Here is an 11400-nt window from a genome sequence, read left to right as displayed (position 1 = left end):
ACCGTGTCCATCGACCAGATCACCGGCTTCGAAGTGTTCTTCGTGGAGGATCACTTCAAGGCGGCCCTGCGTCCCTTTCTCAAAGGCGAGCGGGTCAAGACCGAAGGCTATGCCCACAAGATGGCCACCCAGATGATCGCTGTCGGCCGGCATCAGCTTGGCTACGATGAGGCGCAGCTGGCTCCTTTCAAGGCGATCGTCCAGCGCCTCAAACCGAAATCCCCGGGAGGGATGGGAGAGCGCAATCGGACGCGCCTTGAGCAATTCGACGACGAGGACGTGGTGCAGCGCCTGTTGCGGTTTCCGGAAGAGGAACTCGATCGGGCGCTCAAGCAGCGCAGCAATCTCCGGCGCGCGAAAGGTGTGGAGCGGGCCTTGTCGATCTCGCTGGCGATCTTTACTGGGATGCGGGTCAAGAACCTGCGCGAACTCAACCTGGAAACCCAGCTCCGGCGCTGCGGAAAGCGGGTCTTCGTGCACTTGTCTGACGATGACACCAAGAGTCACAGGGCACTGGACCTGGAGTTGCCCGCAGAGACAGTCGCGCTGTTCGAACACTTTCTGGCGCATCACCGCCCGCTCTTGCCCGGCTCAGATGGACCATACCTCTTCCCGGGCGAGAAGGGCGGTCCGCGATCGTACTCCGCGATGCGGGACGCTTTGAGCCGGACGCTCTTGAAGCACGCGGGCATTCGCATGTCGCCGCATCTCTTTCGTCACGTCATCGCCAAGATCGTGATTGAGCGGCATCCTGAGCTGGCGCTCGATCTCAGCCGCCGACTTGGTCACAGCTCAATCAATACCACATTTCAGGCCTATCTCGGCACGGAGGGTCCTGCAGCCAGCCGCCGTATCAACGCATTGCTTGCCAAGTTGCGGGATGATCCGCCCGAGAGTGAGAAATGAATCGCAGCTGGCCCAATCTGCCGTTTGAGGCCTGGCCTGAGATGGATCGCGCGGCCTGGAGCGAATTGCTGCGCGACGGCGACATCCTCGATGGGCGCGGGGCAGGGGCCCATTGGTCGGAGGCGACGCGCCGTACGCTCCAAAAGCATTACGCGGGCTGGCTGGGGTGGCTCGATGCGCGTAAAATGCTCCTGGGTCACGCGGCACCGGTCGACCGTATCACAAGTGTCTCAGTCACCGCCTATGCCCGTAAGTTGATGGGGTGCGTTGCGCCGAAGACGGTGGAGAGCTATCTGCGCGACCTCAAAGTGGTGGCAAAAGCTATGTCACCCGATCGGGATTGGCGGTGGTTGATGGACGTGTCGAACCGCCTCAAACACTGGGCCAAGCCCCGCCGCACGCTCACTCTGCCAGCTCTCTCGGCTGCTGAAATGTTCGATCGTTGCCTGCGCGAGCTCGATCGACTGGCGGATCGGGACTTCGGTGTTGCCAAGCATCGAATTGGCTACCGGGATACCCTGTTAGTCGCCCTGCTCATCTGTTCGCCCATCCGGCTGAGAAACCTGGCAATGATCCGGATCGGGCAGCATCTAAAGCTCTGCGGCCACGAATGGCATCTGCGCTTCACGGGCTCCGAGACGAAGACCCATCAGCCCCTTCACCTGGTGCTTCACGAGGACTTGGGTCAGCACATCGTGCGTTACATCCATCATGTCCGCCCAGCATTCCCAAACGCCAGCGATATCGAACGGCTCTGGCCTGCCGGCAAAGGCAAACCAATGGCGCATCATTCGATATACGATCGTGTTTGTCGCCAGTCAGGCCGTCTGTTCGGCGAGACCGTGCCGCCCCATGCCTTCCGAACAATCGCTGCGACATTCCTCGCGGAGACATCGCCAGAGGACGCGCTCAATGCAAGGCCGCTTCTTGGGCACTGCTCGCCGGCCACCACGGAGAATTTCTACATCAAGGCCAATCAACTGAAGGCATCGCAGAACGTAGCCGCGGCACTTCAGAGCATTAGGGATGGACCGAAGGCTAGGAAGGGGGCTCCACACGCCAAAGACGAAAACTAAACCACATGAGTTACCTAGAGCCCATCAGGGTGCCGGGTAAATGAATGAGCGTTGCGCTCGGACATCGCTCATTTAAAGACGCGGCGCGGGCTTATTCCACGATTCTGAAGACCTCCCAGTAGGTCGAGCCGGACACGATCACCTCGCCGAATTTCTTGCCCCATTCGGCGTGCATCTCAATCGTTGCGATCTTGTCGAAGAAGGCGTCGAGTTCGGCCAGGTTGGCGATCTCCATTTCGGCCTGGATCACCGCCTCCTTCACCCCGACCGAGCCCGTGAGGGTCCGGCTGCGGGATACGTCGATATCGGTCTGAACGCCGATCTGTTCTTCCCATTCCTTGTGCAGGGCCAGGGCCTCGGTCTTGTGGCCGAACTTGGCCTCGCAGGTCCATCTCGCGATCATCATCTCAATTCTTCCCCTTGTCTGAATGCCATTTTCGAAAAAACACCGACTCGATAGAACAATGACCCATTGTACCACATCGCCGGACCGCTGGCGCGCGGGCGGAAAGGCCCCGGCTCGACAGTTTTTCCGCTTGACGGTGACGCGCCCGCCCGGCCATGCAAGACCGGATGACGGCGCTGACGCAGGATACCTTGCCCGACCTCTCGATGGGCTTTCTGAGCGACACGCGGCTCAGGGCCGCAGGGCAGGGCGTGCTGGTGACCGCCGGCTATGACCTCGCGCGCTATGACGAGACCTTGTTCGAACGGCTAGGGGTCGCGCCCCCCGACAGCCTGTCGCGCGCGGTGGCCAAACGGCGGTCCGAGTATCTGGCCGGGCGCGCTATGGCCCGCGTCGCCCAGACCGCGCTGGGGGTCGACGGTACGGTCCATATCGGCGCGGACCGCGCGCCGGTCTGGCCCGAGGGGCAGGCCGGGTCGATAAGCCACGCCCGCGCGCGCTGCGCCTGTCTGCTGATGCCGCAGGGGCAGGGCGCACCCGGCGTCGATGTCGAGGCCGTGGCGGAGGGCCACGCGCTCGATGCGATCCTGCGCGCCACCCTCGACGGCGCGGAACGCGATCTGATCGCCCGGACGCCCGACCCCGACCTCGCGGCGACCCTGTGCTTTTCCGCCAAAGAGACGCTCTACAAGGCGCTCTACCCCACCGTCCGCGCGTTCTTCGGCTTCGACAGCGCCCAGCTGACAGGTCTGCCCGAAGGCGGGGGCCTGACGCTGACGCTGACCAAATCCCTGCACCCCGATCTGCCCCGGGGGCGCAGCTTTGACATCCGTTACGAAACCGACGCCTCGCATGTGCTGACATGGGTGGTGCATCGCTAAGGCCGCGACGACCGGCCCGCGTCGTCCACCCTATTCACATGCGTGATCACCGAAATTCAGGGGGCGCCCTCTGTCTCTTGTTGGGATCCGCTACAGGCAAGAAACGCGTATAATCCGTCTTATGATGATGAATAATGTCCGCTGGCGTATCGCGCCCGCTTCCCCGCAGAGCCATCCGAGCGGGCGCTTTGTGCCTCGGTCTTTTCAGTCGGAGAAGCACAGCTTGTTCCCGTCCAAATCCCTCACATAGGCCGAAAACTTCGGGCCGCGCGGGCCCGGTGAGCCTTCGCAGGTGCCGCCAAGCGTGATCGCCAGGGCGTGCAGTCTTTCGACGTCTTCGCGGGCGCCCACATGAAACCCGACCATCGTGCCGTTGCCGCTGGTGGCCGGCTTTGTGTCAAACGGCACCGCGGTTGCAAAGGCGAAATCCTCGCCGATCCAGTATGTCATGCGGTCCGATGCCGGCATCGACCGAAGCCCCGATTGCACGAAAAGCGCATCGTAAAACGCCGTCGCGGCGGCCATGTCATTCGTTCCGACCACGCAGTAATTCAGTCTCATCGTTTCTCTCCTTCCGGCCGATGCCGTGCCGCTTGGCAACGTTCATCGTCCAAGCCTCGTCTGCCGCCTCCAATATTGTTTAATATGCCATTAAATGTCACATTTTTTCATGGCACGGGCAAATGCGCAGGACAGGCTAAGACGGATGGAGATGCTTGCGGTCCAGCTAAAGCAGGACGCGCATTGCACGGTGGGGGATCTTGCGCGGCAACACGGTGTCAGCACGCGGACGATTGCGCGGGATCTGTCGCTTATGCGGGACCAGGGGATGCAGATCGACGCCGACCGGGGGCGCGGCGGTGGCGTACGGCTCGACCGGAATTGGGGCGTCGGCAGGGTGAACCTGACTTATGCCGAGGCCGTCGATCTGCTGATCAGCATCGCCGTCGCCGAGCGGATGAACTCGCCGCTGTTTCTGGCCAGCCTCGGGTCCGTGCGGCGGCAATTGGTGGCGTCCTTCTCGCCGCAGAAACGCGACCGGGTGAACCGCCTGAAATCCCGCATCCTGATCGGCGTCACCGCTTCGACCTTTGTCCAGACAAGCGCCGCCGCCCCCCCGAAACGCGTTGTACAGACCTTGCACCAGGCTTTTCTGGACCAAGAAGTGTTGCGGATACGGTATCGACGGGAAGACGGAAAACCCTCGGACCGGCAGATCGAACCGCACTACCTCTTGCTGAAATACCCGGTCTGGTATGTCGTCGCCTTCGATCATCTGAGGAATGGCCCGCGGACCTTTCGGTGCGATCGAATGGCCTCTGCCGAGAGGACCGGAACGCTGTTCCGCCTGCGGCCAAAGGAAGACTTCGCGCCGTCACTTGCCGACGACGACCTTTCCGTCTGAGCGCATCGCGTGTGCCAAGCCAACGCCTGCCGGTGTCTCAGCTCGGCCCGGCCCAGCGGTACGGGCCCTCGAACAGCGCGACGATCCATTCATGCGCCGTTCTGACGGCAGAGGCCTCGCCGGTGTCGGGGTTGCGCAAAAGCCAGACCTCGCGCTGCAGCACCGGGCTGCCGGCCTGCCGCAGCCCCGGAACGGCGGTCCCGAGCATGACCGGAAGCACCGTCCGCGCCACCCCCGCTGCGACCGCCTGAGCCATCGACATCGGATCGTTGGCGCGCATGACCGGCTCCGCCCCGTCCAGAGCCTCTTCGATAAAGGCGGCCTCGGGCACGTGGGAAAACCGCTTTGCATAGGCGGCCCAGCCCGGCGGCACGGGCGCGCCTTCGGGTTCGAACACGGCATAGTCGACCTGCCCAACCTTGCGGATCAAGAGGGTGTCGGTGACCTCGGTCGGCGGGCCGAGCCGGACGGCGATATCGGCCTCCCACGTCTCAAGCCGCACATTCGCGGGCTCGGTTTCGATCTCGACCGTGATCCCCGGGGCCTGCCGGTGCAAGGCCGCCACCCCGGGCGCAAGAACGAACCGGGCGAGCGTCGGCGGGGCGCTGATCCGGATCAGCCCTTCGGGCGCATCGTGCAGATTCCGCGCCGACATCCGGAACGCGCGCGCGGCCTCTTCCATCTGCCGTGCGTGCCGCAAAAGATGCCGCCCTTCATCGGTCAGACCCAGGGCGCCATGGCCCCTTTGGAAAAGCGACAGGCGCACGCTGCGTTCCAGCGCCTTGGTCCGGCGGCCGACGGTGGTCGGATCGACGCCAAGCTCCCGCGCCAATGCGCTCAAAGAGCCCGCCCGGCTCGCCGCCAGAAGAAGCCGGATATCGTCCCAGGAAAGCTGATCAACCGTCATTCCTGCGATTTTGCAGAATTTTTCTGCGATTGACAGTATTTTCGCAGGCTTCCTCTGCGCGTATCCGCTGATCGCGTAACCGAAAAAGGCCGTACCGATGATCGAGAACCCCAGCGCGCTGGCCGCGCTCGCCACCTTCGCCGTGATCGCATCCGTCACGCCGGGGCCGAACAACTTCATGGTGATGGCCTCCAGCGCGGCCTTCGGCTGGCGCCGCACCGTGCCGCATATCGCTGGCATCACCGGGGGCTTCGCCATCATGATCAGTTCGGTCGTGCTTGGCCTGGGGGTCATGCTGGACGCCTATCCGCAGGTCCTGACCGTGGTGCGGATCGCCGGGGCCGCATGGCTTTTCTGGCTGGCCTGGCAATTGGGCCGGTCGGCCTTTGCCCCCGCCGCCGAAAACGCGGCCGACCCCGAGGCGAAAGACGGATCGCGCCCGCTGAGCATGATCGAGGCGGCCCTCTTCCAATGGGTCAACCCCAAGTCCTGGACGATGGCCCTGGGCGCCAGCGCGGCCTATTCCGGCGTCGCCTCGGACCCGATGATGCGGGCCGCCGTTATGGCCCTGACCTTCGTCCTGGTCGCGCCGCTCTGCCTCAGCCTCTGGGCGCTGGCCGGGCGCGGCCTCAGCGCGTTGACGACGCAGGGCAGCTCGGCGCGCTGGATGTCCTTGCTGATGGCCGCGCTGGTGGCGTTCAGCGCGGCCTCGGTGCTGATTGGCCCCTGAGCATCCCGCAAGAAACGGGTCGCCCGGCAGGCCCGCGCCCCCCATCATCCGACAAGCGACACAGAGAACAGACCCATGGCCTTTCAAATTCAATCCCTGCCCGCCGAGGCCTTCGCCCCCTTGTTCGACCTGTCGGACAAAGAGCTGACCGCCCGCAACGCGCGCCGCATGATCGTGATGTCCAAGCCCGGCACGCCGTGCCGCGTCAGCCTTGCGGATGCCGATATCGGCGAGACCGTGATCCTGCTGAACTATCGGCACCAAAAGGCCGATACGCCGTTCCAGGCCAGCCATGCGATTTTTGTCCGCAAGGACGCGGCGCAGGCGCATCCGGCCGTGAACGAGGTGCCGGAGGTGCTTCAATCGCGCCTGATTTCCCTGCGCCTGTTCAACAAAAGTCACATGATGATCGACGCCGACGTGGTGCCCGGCAGGCATCTCGGCACGGCGATCACCGACGCCTTCGGCGATGCAACCGTCAGCTACGCGCATCTGCATTACGCCAAGCCGGGGTGCTTTGCCGCCTCCGTCGTGCGCGCGTCCGCCGGATAACAACAGGCCCGCCGGGCGCTTTTTCCAAGCCCCCGGCGGACCATCCGGACCAAGTAAAGCTCAGCCCAGCGTGACGGTCAGCTCGCGCATGGATTTGCCATGCCCCCCGGCCAGCAACCCCCGGATCGCGCCATCCGCGTCGCGTTCAAGGTCGACGCTGATGCGGCTGGGCGAGGGCGGCGTCATGAAATCGCCCTGCGCGATGTCGAAATGCGATTGGCGGATACCCATCGCGTCATGCAGGAAGCAGGCCAGCGGCCCCGCCGCCATGCCGGTCGCGGCCTCTTCGGGAATGGCGTAGCGCGGCGCGAACATCCGCGTGGTCGCATCGGTGCCCTCGCCGCCCGTCGCAAAGAGGTAATAGCCGATCAGGTCCAGCTTTTCGCTGATCGCCTCGATAGCCTCCTGATCGGGGGCCACGCGGGCCAGGATATCCGCGTCGCGCACCGGCAGGACGATAAAGGAATTGCCCGTGTTCACCAGCTTCGGCGCAACGCTGTCGATCAGGTCGTCCTCCGACAGGCCGACCGACGCCAGCACGTCCGCAAGCGTCACACCCAGCGCGGCCCAGCCCTCGGGTTCGGCATATTTGGGGGCCAACTGCTCCATAAAGGATTCCATGCCGCGAATGATGATCTTGCGCGGCCCGTCGACCGTCATCTTTGAGGTCTCCCCCTCGCCGACCCGCCCGATTTGCGCAAGGTAGGAAAAGGCGGCGATGGTGGCGTGACCGCAATGCGCGATGCGCCGGTTCGGCGTGAAGAAATCGAAACGGAACCCGGCCTGGTCCGAGCTCGACACAAAGGCCGTTTCCGACATTCCGACCTTGCGGGCGATCTGCTGCATGTCGTCGGCGCTCAGGTCATCGGCGTCAAGAACGACCCCCGCGGGATTGCCGCCCTCGCCGTCCTTGACGAAGCCGTTCACGATCCGGACGGTGATCTGGCGGGATTTGGTGGTGGATATCATGTCATGTCTCCTTTCGTTGGGTTGCCCCCGACATAGGAAACCCGGCGCGGGATTTGGTTCATGAATTGATGAAAATTTCGCATGAATACGCTCCCCCGCACGACAGCCTTGCAGCCGCCGCGCCATTGCGGTCTTGTCAGGTCACGGCACACGGCCCCCATCACCTCGGAGCAGAACGACAATGAGCACATTCGAACGCTTCCTGACGCTTTGGGTCGCTTTGGCGATGGTGGGCGGGATCGCCCTGGGGATGCTCGCCCCCGCGCTTGTCCAGGCCATCGCCAGCGCCGAGGTCGCGTCGATCAACCTTGTCGTGGCGGTGCTGATCTGGGCGATGGTCTATCCGATGATGGTCAACGTCGATTTCGCCGCCGTGTCCGGGGTAGCGCGCCAGCCCCGGGGGCTCTTGGTGACGCTGACGGTGAACTGGCTGATCAAGCCCTTCACCATGGCCGCGCTGGCGGTGCTCTTCTTCGACCATGTCTTCGCGCCGCTGATCTCGCCAGAGGACGCCGCGCAATACACCGCCGGGCTGATCCTGCTGGGGGCCGCGCCCTGCACGGCCATGGTCTTTGTCTGGTCGCAGCTCACACGCGGCGACGCCACCTATGCGCTGGTGCAGGTGTCGGTAAACGACCTGATCATGGTGGTGGCCTTCGCGCCCATCGTGGCCTTCCTGCTGGGGGTCACCGACATCACCGTCCCGTGGGAGACGCTGGTGCTGGCGACCGTGCTCTATGTTGCTTTGCCGCTGGCGGCGGGGCTGATCACGCGTCGGATGCTGGGCAGCAAAACGGCGATCGACGCGTTCTCGGCGCGGATCAAGCCGCTGTCGATGATCGGGCTGGTGGCCACGGTCGCCATCCTCTTCGGCCTGCAGGGCGAGGTGATCCTGTCGCGGCCCATGGTGATCGCGCTGATCGCGGTGCCGATCCTGATCCAGAGCTACGGCATCTTCGCGCTGGCCTACGGTGCGGCCTTCGCACTGCGGGTGCCGCACCGCATCGCCGCACCCTGCGCGATGATCGGCACGTCGAATTTCTTTGAACTGGCGGTGGCGGTGGCGATCAGCCTCTTCGGCCTGAACTCGGGCGCGGCGCTGGCGACGGTCGTGGGCGTTCTGGTCGAGGTGCCGGTGATGCTGTCGCTGGTGGCCTTCGCGAACCGCACGCGCGGGCGATTTGCCCGCGGCGCTGCCTGACGCGGTCCGGGGCTGGCGAAAGCGCGCAGTCCCGCTCAGCCCGACAGAGCGTAGCGCCGCAGCAGTTCGAACCGCCCGTCCTCACGCTCACCATTCAGACAGATATCCTCCAGCACAAAAGGTTCCGGCAAGGGCGGCAGGTGGCGGGCGATCTGCTCGTGCACCGGTTCGAGCCGCGCTTTCGGAACCTTCCCGCTCAGCGTCATGTGGAACCGGAACTGATCGAGCACATAGGGATAACCCCAGGCGCGCAGCAGCGCCTCCTGCCTTTCGGTCAGCCCGGGTTTGCGGCGGCGCTCCAGCTCAGCCGACCCGGGCCGCGCGCGAAAGCTGTCCAGATCGGTCACGCAGGCCTCGGCGACACGGGCGAGACCCGCTGCGCACCCCACAGGCGTCAGCGCAAAGAACCGCCCCAGCCGCGTCAGCGTCAGCCCGTCGGCCCGGCCCGGGGCCGTGCGCGCGGCCAGCGCCGCGACGGCGGCCTCCAGCTGCGCCACGTCGCGACCCTCGGCCAGCCGGAACGGCGGCTTCAGCGTTGCGTGGAACCCGTATTTCCCGGGCGCTTCGGTCAGCGCCGCAATGTCCTCCACCTCCGGCTGCGCGACCTCCCGCGCGGCCTCGGCATCCCAGCCCAGCCACGCCGCCCCGAACGCCGCCAGCGCGCCGGGACGGGGCATGTAGTAGATCGCATAGCGGCTGTGGGCTGACATCGCATTTCCGGTTTTGCCGAGACCTGACACCTCTCATGTCAGGCCCCGCCGGACTTGCCAATGCCGTTGACGCCGAAGGTCAGAAGAGATCGGGCCGGGTCGGGCGCTGCGCCCAATAGACCTTGGCCGCCATCCGCAGCTGCGCCATGGCATTGTTCGCCGGGGCGGGCAGCCCATGCTCTGCCGCCAGCGCGGCCAGGGCGGCGCGGGTCTGCGGGCCGATGACCCCGTCCACCGCCACATCCGCGCCAAGGTCGCGCAGCAAAAGCTGCACCGCCCGCGCGACATCGCCACCCGGCTGGCCGCTCAGCATCTCCTGTGCCGCCTCGACGGCCTTTCCATTGGACAGATGCAGCGCCTTGGCGGCGCGCACCAGCGCCTCGGGCCGGGTCGGGCCGCTGACCTCGCCGTTGAGGATCAGGAACGCGCCGTTCACCCCGCCCCAACCGTCGCCGCGCGCAAGACCCAGATCGTACCATTGCAGCGCGTCAGCCTTGGTCTTGCCCGGCGCCTCGCCGCGCACGATCATCCGGCCCAGCGTCGCGGGCGACGCAGGATGTCCGCCAAGCGCCGCGCGCTCGAACTGGCGGTACGCCTCGCCGGGGTCCGGCGTCCCGTCGCGCAGGCCGTAAAGCGCTACGAACCCGAGATTGTGAAAGCCGTAGATGTCGTTGCGCGCCGCCGAGGCCTGCAGATAGCGCATCCCGCGTTCGGGGATGTAATGGTCGGTGTCGCGGGTCAGGAAATAGACCCCCAGCTCGTTCATCGAATAGGTGTGGCCCAACTCTGCCGCGCGGTCGAGCAGCTCGAACCCCTGCTCTTTCGCCGCCGCGTCCGCGCCATCGCGCAAGAGCCGCAGGCCGCGCGAATGCATGGCAAAGGGATCGCCCGCCGCGATCGCCCGATCCAGCAGCGCCTCGGCCCGTGCGGCATCCTCGGGCACATCGACCACGTCGCGGTCGATCTTGTCGGTGGTCAGCATCAGCGCCGCGGCGTTCATCGCCCGCACATGCCCCGCCTCCGCCGCCGCCTCAAAGCTTTGATAGGCCGCCTCGAAAAGCCCCGCCGCCTGCTGCGCCCGGCCCAGCTGGTAGCGAAAGCGCGGCACGTCGGGCGCCGCCTCGACCGCCGCTTGGCATTCCGCCAGCGCGGGGGCGATCTCGATCTCGTTGGGCAGACGGTAGAACCCCACCCCGCCCGGATCCAGCGCATCACCCGCCGCCAGGTCGCAGCCCTGCACCGCCATGTCCAGCGTCACCTCGACCGGCACCGGGCCGCCGGGCTGCGCCACTTCGATCACGAACCGATCCGCCAAAGCCAGCGACCGCAGGTCCGACCGCCGCTCGCTCAGCACCGGGCGGTAATCGAGCCCGACCAGCTGCCCCTGCCCCGGCGCATCGGTCACGTCAAAGGCCAGCCCTTCGGCCCCCAGCGCCCCGGCCAGCGCGCCCGCCAGCGGAACGCTGCGGTCATAAGCCAGCTCCAACGTCACCGCGCCCGGCAACGTCACCGGCTCGGGCCCGCGCGCCACCTCGCCCGCTTCATCCCCCGCCGCGACCAGCTGCACCGACGGCGCGGGCGGTGTTGTCAGAAGGTTTTCGGTTGAGACGGGCAGGGCGGCCTCGTAGCGTTACAACATGAGCAAACCTGACCCGTT

Annotated in this window: 13 protein-coding genes; 7 read left to right on the top strand and 6 right to left on the bottom strand. The window is 65.5% G+C overall.

Annotated features, from left to right (window positions below; all coding sequences use genetic code 11):
* A partial coding sequence (locus tag RXV88_RS22175) for a tyrosine-type recombinase/integrase (protein WP_316295832.1) occupies positions 1-906 on the top strand: 906 nt, incomplete at its 5' end.
* Positions 903-1982 (top strand): site-specific integrase, encoded by a 1080-nt coding sequence (locus RXV88_RS22170; protein WP_316295830.1) that lies wholly within the window; start codon positions 903-905, stop codon positions 1980-1982. The genes RXV88_RS22175 and RXV88_RS22170, both read left to right, overlap by 4 nt.
* Positions 1983-2073: 91 nt before the next feature.
* Here the strand turns inward: RXV88_RS22170 and RXV88_RS22165 are convergent, their stop codons facing one another.
* A complete protein-coding gene (locus RXV88_RS22165; RefSeq protein ID WP_316295828.1) occupies positions 2074-2388 on the bottom strand; it encodes a hypothetical protein in 315 nt (104 codons plus the stop codon).
* Between the two features lie 155 nt (positions 2389-2543).
* On the opposite strand from RXV88_RS22165, the gene RXV88_RS22160 reads away from it, so the two are divergent.
* Entirely contained in the window at positions 2544-3269 is a 726-nt protein-coding gene (locus RXV88_RS22160) for a 4'-phosphopantetheinyl transferase (RefSeq protein ID WP_316295827.1), read from the top strand.
* Between the two features lie 204 nt (positions 3270-3473).
* On the opposite strand, the gene RXV88_RS22155 is transcribed toward RXV88_RS22160, so the two are convergent.
* The gene (locus RXV88_RS22155) at positions 3474-3830 is read right to left on the bottom strand and encodes a VOC family protein (protein ID WP_316295825.1); all 357 of its coding nucleotides are present in this window, start codon (positions 3828-3830) and stop codon (positions 3474-3476) included.
* A 145-nt stretch (positions 3831-3975) separates the two neighbouring features.
* Between RXV88_RS22155 and RXV88_RS22150 the strand changes: the two genes are divergently transcribed.
* Positions 3976-4674 (top strand): helix-turn-helix transcriptional regulator, encoded by a 699-nt coding sequence (locus tag RXV88_RS22150; protein WP_316295824.1) that lies wholly within the window; start codon positions 3976-3978, stop codon positions 4672-4674.
* 37 nt (positions 4675-4711) lie between these two features.
* Here RXV88_RS22150 and RXV88_RS22145 read toward each other — a convergent pair whose 3' ends face one another.
* Positions 4712-5581: a LysR family transcriptional regulator gene (locus tag RXV88_RS22145; RefSeq protein ID WP_316295823.1), complete on the bottom strand. Its 870-nt coding sequence runs from the start codon at positions 5579-5581 to the stop codon at positions 4712-4714.
* Between the two features lie 97 nt (positions 5582-5678).
* Here RXV88_RS22145 and RXV88_RS22140 point away from each other — a divergent pair, with 97 nt between their 5' ends.
* Together RXV88_RS22140 and RXV88_RS22135 are read left to right on the top strand one after the other, a co-directional pair.
* Positions 5679-6311, top strand: coding sequence for a LysE family translocator (locus RXV88_RS22140; RefSeq protein ID WP_316295821.1), 633 nt, complete (start codon positions 5679-5681; stop codon positions 6309-6311).
* A 75-nt stretch (positions 6312-6386) separates the two neighbouring features.
* Positions 6387-6863, top strand: a complete 477-nt coding sequence (locus RXV88_RS22135; protein WP_316295820.1) for a DUF1203 domain-containing protein — start codon at positions 6387-6389, stop codon at positions 6861-6863.
* Positions 6864-6923: 60 nt separating this feature from the next.
* On the opposite strand, the gene RXV88_RS22130 is transcribed toward RXV88_RS22135, so the two are convergent.
* Positions 6924-7832 (bottom strand): PhzF family phenazine biosynthesis protein, encoded by a 909-nt coding sequence (locus tag RXV88_RS22130; RefSeq protein ID WP_316295819.1) that lies wholly within the window; start codon positions 7830-7832, stop codon positions 6924-6926.
* Between the two features lie 181 nt (positions 7833-8013).
* On the opposite strand from RXV88_RS22130, the gene arsB reads away from it, so the two are divergent.
* Positions 8014-9033: an ACR3 family arsenite efflux transporter gene (arsB, locus tag RXV88_RS22125; RefSeq protein ID WP_316295818.1), complete on the top strand. Its 1020-nt coding sequence runs from the start codon at positions 8014-8016 to the stop codon at positions 9031-9033.
* 35 nt (positions 9034-9068) lie between these two features.
* On the opposite strand, the gene RXV88_RS22120 is transcribed toward arsB, so the two are convergent.
* Both RXV88_RS22120 and RXV88_RS22115 read right to left on the bottom strand, forming a co-directional pair.
* A complete protein-coding gene (locus RXV88_RS22120; protein WP_316295817.1) occupies positions 9069-9743 on the bottom strand; it encodes a DUF1045 domain-containing protein in 675 nt (224 codons plus the stop codon).
* 79 nt (positions 9744-9822) lie between these two features.
* Positions 9823-11310 (bottom strand): tetratricopeptide repeat protein, encoded by a 1488-nt coding sequence (locus RXV88_RS22115; RefSeq protein ID WP_316295815.1) that lies wholly within the window; start codon positions 11308-11310, stop codon positions 9823-9825.
* Between the last annotated feature and the right edge of the window lie 90 nt (positions 11311-11400).

This window comes from Aestuariicoccus sp. MJ-SS9, from assembly GCF_032586235.1.
GTDB lineage: Bacteria > Pseudomonadota > Alphaproteobacteria > Rhodobacterales > Rhodobacteraceae > Aestuariicoccus.
This window is presented reverse-complemented; position numbering and strand designations above follow the sequence as displayed.

What these genes read in the sequence shown, in the direction of transcription:
- RXV88_RS22135 (WP_316295820.1), top strand. Translation starts at nt 6,387, where the DNA reads ATGGCCTTTCAAATTCAATCCCTGCCCGCCGAGGCCTTCGCCCCCTTG.
- RXV88_RS22120 (WP_316295817.1), bottom strand. Translation starts at nt 9,743, where the DNA reads ATGTCAGCCCACAGCCGCTATGCGATCTACTACATGCCCCGTCCCGGC.
- RXV88_RS22155 (WP_316295825.1), bottom strand. Translation starts at nt 3,830, where the DNA reads ATGAGACTGAATTACTGCGTGGTCGGAACGAATGACATGGCCGCCGCG.
- RXV88_RS22130 (WP_316295819.1), bottom strand. Translation starts at nt 7,832, where the DNA reads ATGATATCCACCACCAAATCCCGCCAGATCACCGTCCGGATCGTGAAC.
- RXV88_RS22165 (WP_316295828.1), bottom strand. Translation starts at nt 2,388, where the DNA reads ATGATGATCGCGAGATGGACCTGCGAGGCCAAGTTCGGCCACAAGACC.
- RXV88_RS22160 (WP_316295827.1), top strand. Translation starts at nt 2,544, where the DNA reads ATGCAAGACCGGATGACGGCGCTGACGCAGGATACCTTGCCCGACCTC.
- RXV88_RS22150 (WP_316295824.1), top strand. Translation starts at nt 3,976, where the DNA reads ATGGAGATGCTTGCGGTCCAGCTAAAGCAGGACGCGCATTGCACGGTG.
- RXV88_RS22170 (WP_316295830.1), top strand. Translation starts at nt 903, where the DNA reads ATGAATCGCAGCTGGCCCAATCTGCCGTTTGAGGCCTGGCCTGAGATG.
- RXV88_RS22140 (WP_316295821.1), top strand. Translation starts at nt 5,679, where the DNA reads ATGATCGAGAACCCCAGCGCGCTGGCCGCGCTCGCCACCTTCGCCGTG.
- RXV88_RS22145 (WP_316295823.1), bottom strand. Translation starts at nt 5,581, where the DNA reads ATGACGGTTGATCAGCTTTCCTGGGACGATATCCGGCTTCTTCTGGCG.
- arsB (WP_316295818.1), top strand. Translation starts at nt 8,014, where the DNA reads ATGAGCACATTCGAACGCTTCCTGACGCTTTGGGTCGCTTTGGCGATG.